Source organism: Sphaerotilus mobilis (assembly GCF_004216565.1).
Lineage (GTDB): Bacteria > Pseudomonadota > Gammaproteobacteria > Burkholderiales > Burkholderiaceae_C > Sphaerotilus > Sphaerotilus mobilis.
Genome location: NZ_SGWV01000007.1, coordinates 191486 through 208679, shown reverse-complemented (window position 1 = coordinate 208679; position 17194 = coordinate 191486). Strand labels below are relative to the sequence as shown.

Below are 17194 nucleotides of genomic sequence, written 5' to 3'. Positions count from 1 at the left end.
TCGTGTTCATCGGCCTTCGCGGCCGATGCGCTGCGGCGTTCGCGCGCCTCAGGCCGCGGCGGTCTTGGCCGGCTTGCGTGCTTCCAGGCGCTGGGCCAAGGCCTGCACCTGGCCCATCGAGACCAGGTGGGTGTGGATCAGCGCCATCATGCCGGTGCGGTGCAGCGCCAGCACCTCGGCATCGGGCAGCTTGCCCAGCTTGTCCTCGTCGACCATGAAGAAGCCGGTCGCGTTGACCTTGTCGCCGTCGGGCATGTCGCCCTTGATCTCGGCACCGCGCAGCAGTTCAAGCTCGACCAGGCGGGCGCAGAAGACCTCCGTGCGCTGCTGTTCCAGCTCGTAGCGATCGAGGAAACGCATGATGTTCTGCAGGTACTCGGTGGGCTCGCCATCGGCCGCGATGAGCAGTTCGCCCTTGCTGTCGTTGAGGCCACCGTAGGCCTCGTCGATCACCAGCGTGAGCTTCTCGCCGCCTTGCGTGCGCACATAGGCGAAGGGGTAGCGGCGCAGCGTGGCGGGCACGAAGCGGGCGTCCCAGCGGCCATCGGCGCTGACCAGCAGGTTGTCCTTCTCGCGCAGACCCATCAGGGCCATCGGCACGAGCTTGGGCTTGTCATTGGCGTCCTTGCCGACGTACACGAAGCCGATCGGCATCTCGCGTGCGGCTTCGCCGAACTCGACGCCGGTCAGCGGCACCGCGTTCGCGTCGCGGGCAAATGCCCAGTCGGTGATGGGTCGCACACGCTTGCCGGCGTGGCGCTTGCGGTCGACCAGTGCGATGCGCTGGCTGGCCGATGCGCCTTCGTTGGCGGCGGGTGCTGCAGCGCCGTTGGCGCTCTTGAGTGCTTCAGTCAATCGTCTTCTCCGGAAGGTTCCTGCGTCCGACTGGCCAGCACCTTGTCCACACGCTTGCCATCGAGGTCGACCACCTCGAAACGCCAGCCGTCCCAGGTGACGACATCGGTGGTTTGAGGCAGGCGACCCAGCAGCAGCATGATCATGCCGGCCAGGGTGTTGTAGCGCCCGCGATCTTCATCGGGCAGCTGCTTGAGGCCCAGGCGGTCCTTCAGCTCGGGAACCGGGATCAGGCCATCAACCAGCCAGGAACCGTCCTCACGTTGAACCGCCCAAGCATCTTCAGCCTGAGCCGGGGTGAATTCTCCGGTGATCGCCTCCAGCACGTCGCGCAAAGTAATCACACCTTGCACGACCCCGTACTCGTCGACCACAAAAACCATCTGCACTTCAGAGCCCCTGAAGTGTTCGAGCAACTCCATGCCCGACAAGGTCTCGGGCACGAAGACGGCCGGCTGCAGCGCGTCCTGCAGCGACAGCTCGGCGCTGCGGGCCAGTTGCATCAGCAGTTGCTGCGAGGTGACGACACCCAGCACATCGTCCAGACCCCCCTTGCACACGGGATAGCGCGAGTGGCCGTGTTCGGTCAGCACCGCCAGGATGGCCTCACGCGGCGCGCTCGCTTCCAGCCAGGCGATGTCGCCGCGCGGAATCATCATGCTGCCCACTTGGCGGTCATCGAGCCGGAACACATTGCGCACCATCTGATGCTCGTGGGCCTCGATCACGCCGGCGTCCAGGCCCTCTTCCAGGCTGGCGGCGATCTCCTCTTCCGTGACGCCGCGGTTGCCGCTTTCGCGCGCGCCGATCAGGCGCAAGATGGTCTGCGTGCAGGTCGACAGCAGGCGCACAAAGGGTCGGGCACCGATGGACAGCCAGTGCATCGGCTGCGCCGTCAGGCGGGCAACTGTCTCGGGGTAGAGCTGGCCGACGCGCTTGGGCACCAGCTCGCCGAAGATGATGGTGAGGAAGGTGATGATGACCACCACCAGGGCCGTGGCGCCGATGTCGGCTGCGCCGTGCGGGATCGCCGCGAAGGTCGACGTTAGCCATTCGGCCAGCGGGCCCGAGAAGGCGGCATCGCCGACGATGCCGTTGAGCACGCCGATGGACGTGATGCCGATCTGCACGGTCGACAGGAACTGCGTCGGGTTGTCATGCAGCGCCAGTGCCACGCCGGCGCCACGATCCCCCGATTCGACCAGCACCTGCAGGCGGGCCTTGCGACTCGTCGACAGGGCCATTTCAGACATGGCGAACACGCCATTCAACAGGATCAGGAAGACGAGTAAGGCCAGGTCCATGGTGGGCACGAAGCAGTATCCGCGCCAGAGTTCAGGGAGCGTGGGAGCGTAGCAGAATCACCCCATGATCCACCTTGTCGGCGACCTCCAGGGCTGCTGCGACGCCTTCGACCGGCTGCTCGCGGAGATCGGTTTTTCACCCTCGCGTGACCAGCTCTATGTGCTGGGCGACCTCGTCAACCGCGGCCCGGAATCGCTGCGCACGCTGGAGCGTCTGGCCAGCTTCGGCGCCTCGGCCATCTGCCTGCTCGGCAACCACGACCTCAACTTGCTGGCGGTCGACCTGGGCGTGCGACGTGTGCACCGCAGCGACACGCTCGACGACATCCTCGCCAGCCCGCATCGTCGCCACTGGATCGACTGGCTGCGTCACCAGCGCCTGGCGGTGCAGGCCCATGGCTGGCTGATGGTGCATGCCGGCGTCGTGCCGCAGTGGGATGCGGCCCAGACCCTGGCGCGGGCCGCCGAGGTCGAGCAACTGCTGCAAGGCCCCGATCTGGCCGACTTCCTGCCCGTCATGCACGGCAATGAACCGGCCTGCTGGGACGACACGCTGACCGGTCCGGCGCGCTGGCGCTTCATCATCAACACGCTCAGCCGCATCCGCTTCTGCACGTCCGACGGCCGGCTGGACTTCAAGCTCAAGGAAGGCGCCGACACCGCACCGCCCGGCCTGATGCCCTGGTTCGACGTCCCCGGCCGCCGCTCCGCATCAACCCCGATCGCCTTCGGCCACTGGTCGACCTTGGGTGACCTCGACCGGCCCGACCTGCTGGCCCTCGACACCGGCTGCGTCTGGGGCGGCCGCCTGAGCGCCGCCCGCATCGACGGCGGCCGCCGCGAGATCGTCAGCGTGGGCTGCGCACAGGCCCAGGCACCGGGCTGATCGACGCGGATGGCCATGCCACAATCCGCGCCCTCAGGAAGCTTGGCAGAGTGGTCGATTGCACCGGTCTTGAAAACCGGCAACCCGCAAGGGTTCCAGGGTTCGAATCCCTGAGCTTCCGCCATGAAGTGGCGTTAAGTACTTGATTTAAGCGGTATTTTCGGTTGGTTCTGAATGTCTCGATCATCAGACCCATCATCGCCAGAATGTCGGTTTCCGCCCCCCTTGTGAGCACCCTGAATGAAGCGGCCGCGTGTCCTAACTGAACCGCCCCGGGTCTCGCGGAAGCCCCTTCGTTTAAGTCAGACGGTCCTGGCCTGACAAGCGCGTGGTCGGTGGTATATGTGGTCGAACTCTGCGGGCGGTAGGTATCCCAGGGGTTCCATCAGCCGTTGGTGATCGATCCGATACACCCACGGCAACATTGCCATCTCGACGGCCCGCTTGGTCTTCCAGGGGCGGCGTCGGTGGATCACTTCGGCGTTGTAAAAGCCATTGATGGTCTCGGCCAGGGCATGGTCGTAACTGTCACCCGTGGAGCCGACCGAAGGCTCGATACCCGCCTCGGCCAGGCGCTCGGTGTAGCGAATCGACAGGTATCGCGACCCCCTGTTGGAGTGGCAAATGACGCTGTTCTGCTCGGTCGGTCGACGCGCCTACAGCACTTGCCCCAGCGAGTCGATCGCGTATTCGGTGTGCATCGAACAGCTTTGTCGCCAACCGACGATGCGCCGGCTGAAGACGTCCACGACGAAGCCTACGTAGACCCAGCCCTGCCAGGTCGAGACATGGGTGAAGTCCGCGACCCAGAGTTGGTTGGGCCACTCGGCCCGGAACTGGCGATTGACCCGGTCCAGCGGACACGCTGCATTTGGATCGGGCACCGTCGTGTGCATCGACATGCCCCGGCCCGCGCCACGCCAGCCGAGCCGACGCATCTACTGGTCGACCACGCAGCCCGCCTCGGCCGTGGTCATCCCATCATGCATGCCGCCAACGCGCTCATGCTGCTTGTCCCAGTTGTCCAGCGTCTGCGCCGTGCAGCAGATCTTGCTGGCAATCGACTCGATGCACGCCCAATGCGAAGCGTGCTCGCCGCGGTGCTCAAACACCCTCCGCACGGGGCTCACGCACCTCGGGGAGAACTTCGACTTCCTCATGATGGCTCCATGTTTTCACATCATCGAGCCTCCGCGGAACGTGGGCGGTCCATGGGCCCTGAACCAATCCAGCTGAGTCCGAAGCGAGGCCGTCATGGTCCTGGCAGGGCGGGCTCGGGGGTCCGAGAAAGTCGCGCCTCGAACGACGTCGCCTGTGCCAGCAAGGCATAGAGGGAACTGACGGTGACGGGGTCGGTCAGGGCCAAGATGTTGGTTCAGTCAGCCCTTCGTCACGACCCCTCATTCGCGGGCGTCCGGCGCGATTGCCTTGTGCCACAACAGCCGTCTACACTTCGTCATCGCCGATTTACTGCTACTTGCGGGCGATTCACAAATGCAGCTAAACGGACCAACCCGTCGATGCTGTTGCGTGACGGGTTTTTTCGTTTTGGGTTGATCCACCTCACGGATCCGGGTGATTTGTTTCGATTGTCGACCCGGGCCTTCGCCGAACCGACTAAACCGGAGACGCGCCATGCGCACCCAGATCCTGCACGCCACCCCGGCGTATGAGCTGTCCGCACAGCTCCAGAGCACCCCCCACGGCCATCATCTGCAGTTCGTCAGCTTCGTGCCGACCGCGCGTCGTCCCGAGCCGCAGGTTCGCTTCCAGACCTTGCTTTCGCGGACGGAACTTCTGGCCCTGCGTGCACTGATCGACGCGCAGCTGCAGGTCATCGTGCCGGCGGAGACCGGCGCCTGAGGACTGGCTCACGAGCTGAGCCAGCCATGTCACACCATGATCCATCGATTTTCAGGGAGAACCACATGACCGATACCCGCGACACCGGCGGCGCGAAGGTGCCGACCGTCGACGCTGGCCTGGTGTCCGCCTACGAGGCCACGAACTTCGAGGTGCTCGGCGCGCACCCTCTTGTGCTTCACGTGAAGGATGGCCCTGACGAGGTGGCCGCTGCGGCCGCGTGGCTCGCCAGCTTCGGTGCTGGCTCGGCCGTCATCATCACCGCGTGGAACCCGTTCAGCCAGTCCTGCTCGTCCGAGTGGAACGCGGCCGCGAACGGGAGCCTTCTGGCTGCAGTGAAGGCCGCAGGTCTGCGGTGGGAGCCCGCGCGTGGCGTCGGCTTGGACGGCCTCTGGTCCGAAGAGAGCTACTGCGTCTTCGACGTGCCTCCGGATCTGGTCGACGCGTGGCTGCTCGAGTACCGCCAGAACGCCGTCCTGCTCGCTCGGCGAGGCGAGGCACCGGTGCTGCTCTGGCATCCAGACCACCGCCGCGCCTGACCTCCCACGAGGGCGGAACCATGGATGGGCCCACCTCACGGACCAGGGGGATTTGCCCGCTTGCCGGCCCCGACATCGCGTCAAACACGGCTAAACCGGAGACCCACATGTCGCCATGCTTCGCCGCCATCCAAGCGCGGCGCTCTTCTCGTCTGGCCTCGACCTTCGCCAAGCAGCCATCGTCGACGCAGCCCATCACCCGCTCCGTTCCTTCGGCGCCGACCCGCGAGCCCGACCTGGACGCTGACATGCGCGCAGCGGGGGGCCGGTGGCAGTTGCCGCCTGGACTGCGCCGCCATCCGGCGCTCCGACAGGCCTTGTCTGGCGATGTCGGCGCCCGACTGGCAGGCCTCGCGCTGTAGCGCGTCTTGGCACACGTCCGATCGCCACTCAAGGCCGTCCTTCAAGACGATCGACCGGCGACCGAGATCTGCGGCTGGCTGCGGGTGGCTCGCGCTGCGCGCCAGCCTTGGCTGCTTTGCTGGGTGAGGACAGGCGCCTCGTGGTCCAAGGCGCTGCCGGCCGACGTCGTCCTGACGCCGCTGCCGACGCGACCCTGGGTCGAGGTCGTGGCACGCGAGCAGGCACAGCGTCTAGCGATCTGGCTGAGCTCCGACATGGACCGCTTGGTGGCCGCCTTGACGGATTGGCTGCTGCGCGAACTGCGCCGCCGAGGGGGCGTTCGTGAGATGCGCCTGGCGGTCGTGCGCGAGCTGCTGCCCGACGCCGGGGTTCTGGCGCTGGCTCGCCGGGTCCACGCGCGCGACCAGCATGTGCGGTGGACCGAGATCACCGCGCAGGCCTGGAACACCGCCGTCCGGCATCGGCGACGTCTGCAGGCGATCCAGGCCGAGGCGCCGGCGCTGCTGCCGGTGGCGGCCAGCCTGTACGCGATCGACGGCCTGCCGCTCGTCCGCCCCCGGGATGCCGTTGCGGCCGTCAAGACCTGGCTGTCGGCGGGGGGCCTCAGCCCCAGCGGCTGGCGGCTGCTCTTGCGCGGCGGTGCGCGACTGGCGTTGACGGTGCGGCCCCACTACCGGGGTGCCGTGCACGATGCCGTGCGGCACCACCTCGTCACGCTGCAATCCTTGCGCCTGAGCCAGCCGCCCGCGCGCGAGGTCGTTCGGTCAATCTGGAGCCGCGATGGCAACGTCGACTACCGCTGGCCGGAGTTCCACGAACAGGTCAGGCCACAGGGTGCCGTCTACGGCCACGTGGCGCGCTGCTACGCCCAGGTGAAGGGCAAGACCCCCGTACAGGCTCAAGCGGCCCTGCGCGAGGCGCTCCACGAGGTCATCGGCTGGGTGCACGGCGCGAAGCTGACCCGCCTCGAGAAGAACCAGCGACGCGCTGGCTGGCCCTTGCTGCTGGCCAGCGCGACGGCCTGGCGTCTGCAGTTCGAGCAACTGGCCCGGGCCCAGGCCAGTTGGCCGGCCCCACCCGCCTGGAGCGAGGAGGGGATGGCCTTCGTGCCGATCGCCGATGAACACGGACTGATCGACGAAGGTCACCGCATGCACCATTGCGTCGCAGACCGAGCGGCCGCGTGCGAGGCGCGTCGTGTGCTGATCCTGTCGATCCGGGATGGCGCCGGTCGGCGTCTTGCCACGGCGGAGTACCAGCTGACCCAATCCCTGCCGCGCAGTCTCGCGACGATGCGCTTGTCGCTGGTCCTCGGTCCGTTGAATGCAGCGGTGACGCCGGCCGTGCGCAAGGCGGCCGAGCGGGCGATCGAGGCCATGCGCGCGTGGTGGCGACGAAGCGATCCGGGCAGCCGGGTGATGCTGCTGGGCTGCGACAGCGACAACCGGCTGTGGGACCTTCAGTGCATGACCACCAGCCATCGGGAGCTGATCACCCGTCCTGGGGGCTGGCGCCTGACGGAGGTCGACAGCTTTCGACACGCCCTCGGGTTGCCGGGTCTGCGCCGCCGGGCGATCGACTGCTAGGCGGCGGTGCGGGCGGAGCTTCGGGAGCTGGCGACGGACCCCGCTCAGCCCGCGTTGCGCCGAAGTGGTCTGCAGGCGTGGCTGGACGAGACCGAGGGCCACCCCATCGAGTCCGTCGAGGCGCTCGTGCGCTGGTGGTCCGTGCTCGACAAGCGCCAGCGTCGGCGGCTCTGCAGCGAGCTGGAACCGGCGCTGGATGAGCCGGCGGACTGGGTGCAGTGCGGCCTGTTCGAGCGAACCTGGTTCGACGGCCGTGATCGCGCCCTGTGGTGGCTGACGCCGCGCATCGAGGGCCTGCCGGGCTGTCCGATCGACGAAGACAAAGGTCATCACGGTCGCCGGCCCTTCGCGCTGCTGTGCGTTGGTGTGGAGGAGGCCAACGCCTGGGCGCAGGAGGTCGGCCTGCTGGCTCGCTTCGTGGAGTTCAGTCCGTCAGCGGACCTGGTCGATGCGATCGGCTGGATCGGAGGTGATGTGTGAGCCCGCCCCGCGTTCAACGGCGGTTCTCGCACATCACGGTGGCGCTCGCGCTCCTGATGCCGAGCTCAGAGCCCTTCGCCGCCATGGCCGACACCCACTTCGTCACATCGGTCGATCTGGTCACCGAGCTGAAGAACAAGGAACGTCTGATGCTCGGCTTCGTGACCGGCGTGCACGACACGCTCAACGGCGTCGCGTTCTGCGTCCCGAACGAGACGATGCCGCTCGAGCTGGTCGATGCGATCCTGCGCTGGGCCCCAGGGCGAACGTCGGTGAGCGTGTCGGGTGCGCGGATGACGACGCAGGCGCTGGCGGCTGCCTGGCCGTGCCGGCGTGATCGCATGGGGCAGTACTGACGTCATCGCGTCCATGGCTTTGTGGCCTGGCTTAGCGTCGTTGCGGCGACGCGGTCCTGGGGCGTCCGTCGTTGCATGCACGGGGTCATCCGACACACGTTGCCGGGCTGCCTTCCTTTGCCTCAGGTCGGAACGATTTCATGGTGATCGGTGGTGGTCGGCGGACATCCCCCGCTGACTGAGGACCGGGAAACGCAAGAATCTGCGCCGGTCCGAAATCAACCACAGGGAGAACCATGTCCAGACGCCGAGCGACGAAGAAGAGCAACGCCGAGTTCCTAGTTGATCTGATGGCACGACTGCCTTGGTGGGCGGGTGTGCTGTTGGCGGTGCTGAGCTACCTGCTGCTGCACCGCATCGCCGAGTTGCCGATGACAGCTACAGCGCAGTCCGGGCACATGGGCGCCTTCGCGACACAAGCGATGGGCCGCTCGCTCGCGTCCTTTGGCCAGTACGTGCTGCCGTTGATCTGTCTGGCCGGCGCGGCGATATCGGCATGGCGCCGTCGGGAACGGCGCCAATTGGTGGCGGTGGTGGCCGATGTGTCGGCGACGGGGGGTGCTGCAGCGCTCGACGACATGACCTGGCAGCAGTTCGAAAAGCTGGTCGGCGAAGGCTTCCGGCTGCAGGGCTACCGGGTCGCGGAAACCGGTGGCGGCGGGGCCGATGGCGGTGTGGACCTCGTTCTGACCCAGGGTAGCGAGACCACCCTGGTGCAGTGCAAGCAATGGCGCGCCCTCAAGGTCGGCGTCACCGTCGTCCGCGAGCTCTATGGCGTGATGGCCGCGCGCGGCGCAGCAGGGGGCATCGTGGTGACCTCGGGCCAGTACACCGCCGACGCGAAGGCCTTCGCCGAGGGGCGCAACATCCGGCTTGTGGATGGCAAGGGCCTGCAGTTGCTCATCCGGTCGGCACGACAGAACAGACCCTCCAATCCACCGAAGGCGGTAACCGTGCCTGACGCCCGTGCTCCGTCTTGCCCGTTTTGCGCCAAACCGATGACCCAGCGCATCGCCAAGCGCGGTGCAAGCGCTGGCTCGGCCTTCTGGGGCTGCACGGGTTACCCGACGTGCAAGGGAACGCGGGTGATGGGGTGAGCCCCGACCGATCGACGGGTCGGTTCGCCCGCGCCGTTGAACTGGATACCCATCCAGGTCACCTCCTGAGCCATCAGCGATCTATCGTTGCTGGCACATCAAACGGGAGAACAGACCGATGGATTGCTTCGAACGCATCACCAGCTTCGCCGAAGGCGCCGCCACCGAGGTGAGGTCACGCCTGAAGGTCTGCGGTGACGCGATCGTCCGCGCTGTCACCGATCGGCGCGTGTGCCGCATGGGCGCTTCAATGGCTGCGGGCGTCACTCGCCCATGCCGCACCATTCGGAGCGATGTCATCTGATGTCCCGGTACGAACAGCCTTGGCCCGATGACCTTGTTGGCGATCTGACGCAACCCCAGTTGTGGGTGATCCGACAGTCGCCGGGTCACTTGAGCGACAACCAGCCACTGTTCGGCGCTCTCGCGGTCGTTCTCATCGACTTCAGCCGACTGGCCGACGACCGAGCCACCTTCGCCTTGCTCGACCATGCCTGGGCGGGTGCTTCGGCGACACGGTCGGCCTGGTCCCCGGACTTCCTCGAAGGCATGCGCCTGCGGGATGGGGACGCCTGCCGATTGCTCGGCGTCGTGCTTCACGCTCCTGCGCAGACCTCCGCAACGGCCGTGCAAGAGGCCGTGCGGGCAGTGCACGCCGCGCAGCCAGGACTCAGCCTGCTCGTGAGCGACGAGCCTATCGCGACCCTGCCGCCCGGGATGACCGGTGTCGTGCGGTCGGCATTCGGTCACAGCGCGGTCGATGCGCTGGCGCTGGTTCGGATGTTGGTCAGCCTGGCTTCGCCGAACGAGTGGGCCTGCCTGGACGTCGAGGATGTGCTGGAGGTCTGCGTCCCGGTCGACACGTCGAGTCAGATGCCATTGCGGCTGATGACCGGCGCCTGGCTTGCCGATGCGGGTCAGTTGATGTTGCCGGGAAGGTTCGATGCCGAGGTGCTCTCGCGCGCCGAAGCCGTCTGGCTGCATGTGGATGCCTTGTGCCTGAAGGGCGATGTTCTCCGTCAGATCCTCCAGGCCCTGCGCGCACATTGCGATGCCGACATGACGTTGGTGTTCAACGCACCATTTCGTCATGCGCTGGCGTCGGCATGGGGGGGCCGCGCGACGAGCTTGGTGTTGCTGGTCCGTGAAGCTGAGTCGTGAAATCGTTCACGATTTGCGGGTTGATGCCTCGCCAGTCGCTCCGCGATCATGCCCCCGGGTCGGAATGGTCAGCGCAGACAGGCCGACGACCCGCACAAGAAGGCCAACAAGGTCTGTGTCGACAGGGAGCGTGGCGGTGTCGTCCATCGACACAAGGCCACGGGCATGTGACCCCGCCAATCATGGGCGAGGCGGGGTCGCGTCGTTGCTGTCGAGCGTTGACCGGACGGGCCGTGAACCCTCGATCACCTGGACGCACTGCCCATGAATCACGCTCTCACGCTCAGCCAACCTCAGGCTCTGCTCCAACTCAACCTGATGCAGGCCGAGACGCCGACTGCGACCTTCGAGGCCTTCGTGGCCGAGGCTGCTCGGTCGGACCTGCCAGCTGAGTTGCTGACCCGCCTCAAGCCGATCTGGACAGCCTGCAGGCGCATCGGCACGGAAGTCATCGAGGTCGGCAAGATCGTTCTGGTCAAGGTGCTCGATTTCCTGCGTGCGCATCCTGCGATCCAGTGGGGTTTGCTTCTGGGGGCGGCCGTGTCGCTGCTGGTGTCGGCCATACCGTTCCTGGGCGCGGTGCTCGCACCACTGGTCTCGTTTGTCGGACCTTTCAGCGGCATGGCATTGGGTGCCTCGGTCGACGCTGGCGAGCTTCCCACGGATCTGCTGGGCGGGATGTACCGTCTGGCGCAGCGATTCTTCGAGTTGATGCTCGACGTGTTCGTGACCTTGCGCGAACGTTGGAGCGATGAGGCATCGGCATGAGCGTGGCTGACCCGAAGCGCACCTCTGGCGAGCAGGACCCGTCCACCAAGACGAGACGACGATTGCTCGACAAGTTCAAGGGGCCCGATCGCGTGGCCAGCCTGAGCCAGGCTGCTGGCACCGTTGGCGGCACCGCTGCCGGCGTGGTGGCCGCCGGAACGCTCGCCTCTGCAGCGGGCGCCAGCACCTTGCTCGGTTCGTCCACGTTGGCCGGCGTACTCGGAGGAATCTTCGTGACCTCCACCCCGATCGGCTGGGTGCTGGGCGCTGCGGCAGCTGGCGGCGCGCTGGGCTTGGCCGTCGTCAAGCTGGCGCGATCGGGCGGACGCAACGAGGAGCGGCGCGACAACATCGTCGCGCACCTCAAGCAGCAAGCCGACGAAGCGGCAAGCGTGACAGCCGCGTCCGAAGCCTCCGTTTGGCGCGATCGGCTTGAACAGAGTGTTCGAATCGGCGCGATCGATGCCGCCGCTGCTGGGCGTCTGCGCGCGGCGGTCATCCAGGGTCGCCTGTCGACAGAGAAGGCCCTGGCCCTGATCGACGGCGTGCTTCAAGACAGGGTCTGAACTCGAACTTCCCCATGGCTGCCTCCCACTGAGCATGACCCTCAAGACCACTTTCTCGCGCTGGCTCCGGCGCGACGCGTCTGATGTGCCGACACCCGTCGAAGCGTCGGCCGAGGCACCGTTTGATGGCGACGCCATCCCCGACCCCATGACCGCGCCGGATGAACTGCCGGTCGTTTGGCTGCTGGGCAAGACCGGGTCCGGCAAGTCTTCCATCGTGTCGGCCCTGACCGGTGCCAGTCAGGTCGAGATCGGGCAAGGCTACGTGCCTTGCACCCGCACCGCGAAGGCGTTCGACTTTCCGCCGGAACAGCCGCTGCTGCGCATCCTGGACACCCGGGGTCTCGGCGAGAAGGGTTACGACCCGAGCGAGGACCTGTCGGTCAATGAGAGCCGGGCGCACCTGTTGATCCTGACCCTGCGCGTGCGCGACGACGCCCAGGACGCGCTGATCCGCACCGTCCACGAGATCCGTCGGCGTCACCCCGCCTGGCCGCTGATCGTGGCCCAGACCGGCCTGCATGACCTCTACGACGGCACCGACGACCATCCCGCCGACTACCCGTTCGCCGGTACCGACGCCGACGACCTCTGTGCAGACGTGCCACGTGCGCTGCGAGCGGCCTTGAAGAACCAGCGCGACAGCCTCGCTCACCTGCCCGGTGCTGCGCCCCTGTTTGTGCCGCTGGACCTGACTCGGCCGATGGAGGGCTACACACCCGCCGACTACGGTCGTGACGCTCTGATCGAAGCCATCCTGCGGGCTGCGCCAGATGCGGCTGCCACCATCGCCGCGCTGCAGATGCGCCGGCAGGTCGGCGACTGGAAGGAGATCGAGCCGCAGGCTCATCGGCTGATCCTGTCGTTGGCGGCAGGCGCCAGCGGCGCCGGCATGATCCCGGTGGTGGGCGTCGGCACGGTCGTCGTGGCCCATGTGGGCATGGTCTGGGCGCTTGCCCGACAAATGCAGGTGCCGATGACCCGCAAGGACGTCGTTACCTTGTTCAGCATGCTGGGCACGGCGACGCTCGCGCGGCAAGGCGCCTTGCTGGGCTTGCGTCAGATTGCCAAGATCGCGCCCTTCCTGATTCCGGTGATGGCCGTGCAGGACTACGCCGTGACCTATGCGCTGGGCCGTGCTGCCTACGTCTACCTTCGCGGACGCCAGCAGGACATCGCGGTTGACGCCGATGCCGTCAAGGCCGCGTTCCGGCAAGGCCTGGCCCAAGCCTTCGCTTTCCGCAGCGACAAGAAGGGGGCTGCGTCATGACGCTCGGACGCTCGTTGCTGCGACGCCATTGGCGCCTCCTGGTGAGGCTGCTCGCCATCGTCGTGCCATTCCTGGGACTCGCCGGACTGGGGCTCTGGCATCTCTACCTGGATGACGCCCTGCTGATCTGGTTCGCCGCGCTGGCCGCACTGGCCGTGATCGCGTGGCTGGCGACGCTGGACTGGAGCGGTGAGCGAGCGCTCCAGGAGGCGACGCCGCCGACGCCCGCCAAGCCGGAGTGGACGCCGCTGGAACAGCAGGCCTGGGCGGACCTGACGGCGGACTTCGAGGCGATCGAGTCGTCGCCACCCGCATCGATCGAAGAGGTCCGCCTGGCCGCCATGCGGATGATGGAGACTGCCGCGCGGCGTCTGCATCCAGACGCCTCGGTGCCAACCGCACGCTTCACCGTTCCCGACGTGCTGCGGGCGGCCGAACGGGGGCTTGGCGACCTGCGCCGGCAGATGGTGCAGCGTGTGCCCGGTGCGACCGCTGTCCGGGTGTCGGACCTGCTGGCCGTTCACGGCCACTACCGTCGCCATGGCGGCTGGCTGCGCGGCGCCTGGTATCTGTGGCGTGTCGCCCGGTTCGGCATGAATCCGCCGCAGGCCGCCCTGCAGGAACTGCGTGGTGTCCTGGAGGGTGGGGCGACCTCGGCCGCCTGGCAGCGCGTGCATGGCCAGTTCGCCCGTGCCATGGCCGAAGAGTTCGCGCGCCTGGCGATCGACCTCTACGGCCGGCGCTTCTCGGTCGAGGTCGAGCAGTTGCAGGCCGAAATCATCGAGGCCGCGCCCGAGGCTCCACCCGAGGTGCCGGTGCGCGTGTCCTTCTTCGGCCAGGTCAACGCCGGCAAATCCTCGCTGGTCAACGCGCTGCTCGGTGAGGTGCAGGCGCCTGTGTCCGAGCGTCGCACGCCGGCCGGCGAGACCGAGTTCCGGCTGCAGTCCGAAGGCCGTCCGGACCTGGTGCTGATCGACACCGCCGGCCTGGGCACTGATGTGTCGCCGACCGCCGAGGCCAGGGCGGCGTCGGATGCCCGCTGGGTCGCCGCGAATGCCTGGGCCTGCGATCTGGTGGTCTGGGTGGCCTCGGCCATCCAGCCGGCGCGTGAGGACGATCACCGCCTCCTGAGCGCCTTGCGTATCGAATGGGCCACTCACCCTGAGCGCCGCACGCCGCGCGTGCTGTGTGTCGTCACCCATGCCGATCGCTTGTCGCCGATGCGCGAGTGGCAGCCGCCCTACGACCTCGACGGCGCCGCCAGCGGCAAGGCCGCATCGATCCGCGACGCCTGCCGCGCCGTCGCCACCGACCTCTGCGAATCCGACGAGCCCGTGGTACCGATCGCGATGCGCCCAGGCACCGCGCCCTACAACGTCGACGCTCTTTGGCTGGCCATCTCAGAAGGCCTGGACGCCGCACGCCAATCGGCCCTGCACAGGGCCTTGTTCGACCGCACGCGCTTCAAGTGGGGCGAGGTGGCCCGGCAGGTGGGGCAGGGCAGTCGATACCTCGGCAAATTGATGTTCAAGGGAGTTGGTGCGTGATGGACAGCCAATGCAATGACCGTGCTCGCCACCCTGCTCAAAACTAACGGGGCGCGTCCCACTTGTGCAGATCAGCTGACCGGATGGAAAGCGAAAGAATCGAATGGTGAGGACAAGGAGTGATTGAACCTGCCGTAGTGAATCAATTGATTTGACCGGGTCAGCCCGAGGATTTGGGGATCAGCTTATATCTGATGAGTTAATTCAATCCTTTTGAGGAGATTTTTGACTTTTATCGTAGTCGACTGGGAAATGGCCTGCCGGCTTTCTGAGTGGGTTCAACTTTTCGATGGACCGGATGAATTCATCGTCATTGTTCAAGACGAGCGCCTGTTCGAATGTGAGTGCGTGACGGCCATCTGGAAGCTGAGTTTGACCGAAGTGGTTGTATTTCGCGAAGACTTCCCGAATTCCGGACTTCTTTCGAGCTCTGAGGTTCAAGACAAGTTTGTAGTTGGCGTTGATTTGTTCCACGCGCCCAAGCCGAAGATTTCCGGTTCTGGCTGCTTTTTCCTTGATGCCCCAGCAAATCGACTTGTCGGCGATGAACCAGTCGATTCCATTCTTTGAGATGGCGTCGGCCAACTTTGCGAAGGCTTCAAGATCAATCGTTGACATGTTCTGTAGAGACTTGTGGTTGACGAAATTTTCCTTGATTGCATCGTTCACGGTAACTCCTGTGCGGGAAGAGTTTTGAGCAGGTTATTTTTCATGTTCACGAGAGGAGTGGGGTGCGGGTTTTTGAGCAACAGTTCACGATGTGCCATGCTTCGTCGCACTGAGTCAACAGGCATCATCCCAGCCAAGTCTGGCAGTTGCGCGTAGACATCAAGGTCCTTCAGGTAAATTTTCTTTCTGGGAGTATTTTATGAAAAATCACAAGGAAACCATCCGTAAAATAGTCGGTTACCTAAATAATGCCGACGAAGAAGGTGGATTCTGGTTGCCTAATATTCAACGGCCCTTCGTGTGGGATCAGCAACAGATTTGTCGACTGTTCGATTCCATACTGCGTGAATACCCGATCAGCACGTTGCTGGTTTGGAAGACCATCAGTGGCATTCGTCGTCGCAAGTTTATCGACAACTGGTCTGGTTCGCTCAAGCTCAGCACATTCTATGTTCCGGAAGACAGCAAGCGAAAGTGCCTTGTGCTGGACGGGCAGCAGCGCTTGCAAAGTCTTTACATCGGCCTCTGCGGCAGCTTCGATGGCAGAGAACTTTATTTCAATGCACTCAGCGGCATGGCTGCGCTGCCTGACGACATAAAGTACCAGTTCGATTTCCTGGGGGCAGCGGATGCGGATTTCCCCTGGGTCAAGTTCAAGGATCTTGTCTTCACCAATCGACGCAAGCGTGAGCTGATCAAGGACATCGAGGCCAAAGCGGATCGTGAGCTCACGGACGATGAAGTTGACCGCGTCGACGCGAATCTTGAATTGATCGATCGGACCTTCAAGATGGATGAATCGATCACCTATCAAGAGCTCGACAGCATCGACAACCCCGACCTGTATTCCGAAGACGACGTGGTCGAGGTCTTCATTCGCGCCAATTCGGGCGGCACAAAGCTTGAAAAGTCCGACCTGCTGTTCTCGCTACTGAATGCGACCTGGGACGTGGCTGATAACCAGATGGAAGTCCTGCTGGATACCCTCAATCGGCATGGCTTCGCGTTCGATCGCGACTTCGTACTGAAGACCTGCCTCGTGTTGCTCGACCAAGGCGCGCAGTACGAGGTTTCGAAGTTTCGCAAACCGGGCGTGCGTGAATCCATCGAGCAGCGCTGGGATTCGCTGTCTGACTCCATTCGCGCTGTCGTCGACTTCATGCGAAGCAAGACCTACATCCAATGCGACAAGGCCTTGCCCTCGTATTTGGCCTTGATCCCCTTGATCTATGTGCGGCACCACTTCCCGAAGGCCTGGGCTGCGGCGACCCAGGTAGAGAACTTTCTGGTTCGCTCGCTACTTGCAGGTGCTTTTGGTGGCCAATCCGACCGGCTCCTTGATGCGCTGGTGAAGCGCTTCAAGGAGCTGCAGCGTTTCGACGCTGAGGAGGGCTTCCACGTGATCCGCTCGCAAGGTCGCAGCTTGGAAATGACCCAAGACCGCTTTTTTGGCATGGGTTATGGCTCCAAGACGTTGCACCTCGTCCTCAACCTCTGGTACCCCGCCTTCACACACGTACCAGCCTACGACAACAATTTGCCTCAGGTCGACCACGTCTTTCCGCAGAGCCGATTGAAGGCGATCAAGGATGTGAGTCCCGAGACTGGTCGGCCTGTCATGCGATATCGCGACGATGCGCGCAATCAGTTGGCCAATTGCATGCTTCTGACCCGCTCTGAGAATGGTGCCGGCGGCAAGGGAGACACTTCGCCGGAAGACTGGTTCGACGGCAAGCCTGCCGCCTACCTCGAACTGCACTTGATTCCCACCGATCGCAGTCTCTGGTCAATGGACCGCTATGACGACTTCATCGAAGTCCGAAAGCAGCTGATCGCCGACCGGTTCAACTGGTTGTTGACGGGCGCTTGATATTCGACGCCAAG

18 protein-coding genes, 1 tRNA gene and 1 pseudogene are annotated in these 17194 nt (G+C 65.0%); 15 read left to right on the top strand and 5 right to left on the bottom strand.

Annotated elements, in window-relative coordinates; all coding sequences use genetic code 11:
- Positions 1–48: 48 nt before the first annotated feature.
- The gene (locus EV685_RS01200; protein WP_165396684.1) at positions 49–855 is read right to left on the bottom strand and encodes a SapC family protein; all 807 of its coding nucleotides are present in this window, start codon (positions 853–855) and stop codon (positions 49–51) included.
- Positions 852–2159 carry a hemolysin family protein gene (locus EV685_RS01195; RefSeq protein WP_130480174.1) on the bottom strand — a complete coding sequence of 436 codons (1308 nt, stop codon included), beginning with the start codon at positions 2157–2159 and terminating at the stop codon, positions 852–854. The genes EV685_RS01200 and EV685_RS01195 overlap by 4 nt, the downstream gene beginning before the upstream one ends.
- Before the next feature lie 64 nt (positions 2160–2223).
- Here EV685_RS01195 and EV685_RS01190 point away from each other — a divergent pair, with 64 nt between their 5' ends.
- Both EV685_RS01190 and EV685_RS01185 read left to right on the top strand, forming a co-directional pair.
- A complete protein-coding gene (locus EV685_RS01190; protein WP_130480173.1) occupies positions 2224–3045 on the top strand; it encodes a symmetrical bis(5'-nucleosyl)-tetraphosphatase in 822 nt (273 codons plus the stop codon).
- A gap of 36 nt (positions 3046–3081) precedes the next feature.
- Positions 3082–3169 (top strand) — tRNA-Ser (locus EV685_RS01185).
- Positions 3170–3347: 178 nt separating this feature from the next.
- On the opposite strand, the pseudogene EV685_RS01180 reads toward EV685_RS01185, so the two are convergent.
- Positions 3348–3983 (bottom strand): annotated as a pseudogene (locus EV685_RS01180) (IS3 family transposase); the annotation flags it as partial.
- Entirely contained in the window at positions 3984–4205 is a 222-nt protein-coding gene (locus tag EV685_RS21290; RefSeq protein ID WP_420820794.1) for a hypothetical protein, read from the bottom strand. It lies immediately after the preceding pseudogene.
- Between the two features lie 475 nt (positions 4206–4680).
- Between EV685_RS21290 and EV685_RS01175 the strand changes: the two genes are divergently transcribed.
- From EV685_RS01175 to EV685_RS01120, 12 genes are all read left to right on the top strand, one after another.
- The gene (locus tag EV685_RS01175; protein WP_130480172.1) at positions 4681–4908 is read left to right on the top strand and encodes a hypothetical protein; all 228 of its coding nucleotides are present in this window, start codon (positions 4681–4683) and stop codon (positions 4906–4908) included.
- A gap of 65 nt (positions 4909–4973) precedes the next feature.
- Positions 4974–5447 (top strand): DUF3293 domain-containing protein, encoded by a 474-nt coding sequence (locus EV685_RS01170; RefSeq protein ID WP_165396683.1) that lies wholly within the window; start codon positions 4974–4976, stop codon positions 5445–5447.
- Between the two features lie 617 nt (positions 5448–6064).
- Entirely contained in the window at positions 6065–7396 is a 1332-nt protein-coding gene (locus EV685_RS01165; RefSeq protein ID WP_130480170.1) for a PcfJ domain-containing protein, read from the top strand.
- A gap of 54 nt (positions 7397–7450) precedes the next feature.
- Positions 7451–7876 carry a hypothetical protein gene (locus EV685_RS01160; RefSeq protein ID WP_130480169.1) on the top strand — a complete coding sequence of 142 codons (426 nt, stop codon included), beginning with the start codon at positions 7451–7453 and terminating at the stop codon, positions 7874–7876.
- An 83-nt stretch (positions 7877–7959) separates the two neighbouring features.
- Entirely contained in the window at positions 7960–8232 is a 273-nt protein-coding gene (locus EV685_RS01155) for a Rap1a/Tai family immunity protein (RefSeq protein WP_130480168.1), read from the top strand.
- Between the two features lie 236 nt (positions 8233–8468).
- The gene (locus EV685_RS01150) at positions 8469–9329 is read left to right on the top strand and encodes a restriction endonuclease (RefSeq protein WP_130480167.1); all 861 of its coding nucleotides are present in this window, start codon (positions 8469–8471) and stop codon (positions 9327–9329) included.
- A 118-nt stretch (positions 9330–9447) separates the two neighbouring features.
- On the top strand, positions 9448–9633 hold the full coding sequence (locus EV685_RS01145; RefSeq protein WP_130480166.1) for a hypothetical protein: 186 nt from the start codon (positions 9448–9450) through the stop codon (positions 9631–9633).
- 89 nt (positions 9634–9722) lie between these two features.
- Positions 9723–10490 (top strand): hypothetical protein, encoded by a 768-nt coding sequence (locus EV685_RS01140; RefSeq protein ID WP_130480165.1) that lies wholly within the window; start codon positions 9723–9725, stop codon positions 10488–10490.
- A 264-nt stretch (positions 10491–10754) separates the two neighbouring features.
- Positions 10755–11258, top strand: a complete 504-nt coding sequence (locus tag EV685_RS01135) for a hypothetical protein (RefSeq protein ID WP_130480164.1) — start codon at positions 10755–10757, stop codon at positions 11256–11258.
- Complete coding sequence (locus tag EV685_RS01130) at positions 11255–11824, top strand: hypothetical protein (RefSeq protein WP_130480163.1); 570 nt, start codon at positions 11255–11257, stop codon at positions 11822–11824. Before EV685_RS01135 ends, EV685_RS01130 begins: the two co-directional genes overlap by 4 nt.
- 34 nt (positions 11825–11858) lie before the next feature.
- On the top strand, positions 11859–13094 hold the full coding sequence (locus EV685_RS01125; protein WP_130480162.1) for a GTPase family protein: 1236 nt from the start codon (positions 11859–11861) through the stop codon (positions 13092–13094).
- A 41-nt stretch (positions 13095–13135) separates the two neighbouring features.
- Complete coding sequence (locus EV685_RS01120) at positions 13136–14641, top strand: GTPase family protein (protein ID WP_165396681.1); 1506 nt, start codon at positions 13136–13138, stop codon at positions 14639–14641.
- A gap of 204 nt (positions 14642–14845) precedes the next feature.
- Here the strand turns inward: EV685_RS01120 and EV685_RS01115 are convergent, their stop codons facing one another.
- Entirely contained in the window at positions 14846–15310 is a 465-nt protein-coding gene (locus tag EV685_RS01115) for a hypothetical protein (RefSeq protein WP_130480160.1), read from the bottom strand.
- 199 nt (positions 15311–15509) lie between these two features.
- Between EV685_RS01115 and EV685_RS01110 the strand changes: the two genes are divergently transcribed.
- Positions 15510–17180, top strand: coding sequence for a GmrSD restriction endonuclease domain-containing protein (locus EV685_RS01110; protein WP_130480159.1), 1671 nt, complete (start codon positions 15510–15512; stop codon positions 17178–17180).
- Positions 17181–17194 lie beyond the last annotated feature (14 nt).

Coding starts and splice junctions, on each gene's coding strand:
- EV685_RS01135 (WP_130480164.1), top strand. CDS start 10,755: ATGAATCACGCTCTCACGCTCAGCCAACCTCAGGCTCTGCTCCAACTC.
- EV685_RS01155 (WP_130480168.1), top strand. CDS start 7,960: ATGGCCGACACCCACTTCGTCACATCGGTCGATCTGGTCACCGAGCTG.
- EV685_RS01110 (WP_130480159.1), top strand. CDS start 15,510: ATGAAAAATCACAAGGAAACCATCCGTAAAATAGTCGGTTACCTAAAT.
- EV685_RS01125 (WP_130480162.1), top strand. CDS start 11,859: ATGACCCTCAAGACCACTTTCTCGCGCTGGCTCCGGCGCGACGCGTCT.
- EV685_RS01190 (WP_130480173.1), top strand. CDS start 2,224: ATGATCCACCTTGTCGGCGACCTCCAGGGCTGCTGCGACGCCTTCGAC.
- EV685_RS01150 (WP_130480167.1), top strand. CDS start 8,469: ATGTCCAGACGCCGAGCGACGAAGAAGAGCAACGCCGAGTTCCTAGTT.
- EV685_RS01165 (WP_130480170.1), top strand. CDS start 6,065: ATGGACCGCTTGGTGGCCGCCTTGACGGATTGGCTGCTGCGCGAACTG.
- EV685_RS01130 (WP_130480163.1), top strand. CDS start 11,255: ATGAGCGTGGCTGACCCGAAGCGCACCTCTGGCGAGCAGGACCCGTCC.
- EV685_RS21290 (WP_420820794.1), bottom strand. CDS start 4,205: ATGAGGAAGTCGAAGTTCTCCCCGAGGTGCGTGAGCCCCGTGCGGAGG.
- EV685_RS01145 (WP_130480166.1), top strand. CDS start 9,448: ATGGATTGCTTCGAACGCATCACCAGCTTCGCCGAAGGCGCCGCCACC.
- EV685_RS01175 (WP_130480172.1), top strand. CDS start 4,681: ATGCGCACCCAGATCCTGCACGCCACCCCGGCGTATGAGCTGTCCGCA.
- EV685_RS01170 (WP_165396683.1), top strand. CDS start 4,974: ATGACCGATACCCGCGACACCGGCGGCGCGAAGGTGCCGACCGTCGAC.
- EV685_RS01195 (WP_130480174.1), bottom strand. CDS start 2,159: ATGGACCTGGCCTTACTCGTCTTCCTGATCCTGTTGAATGGCGTGTTC.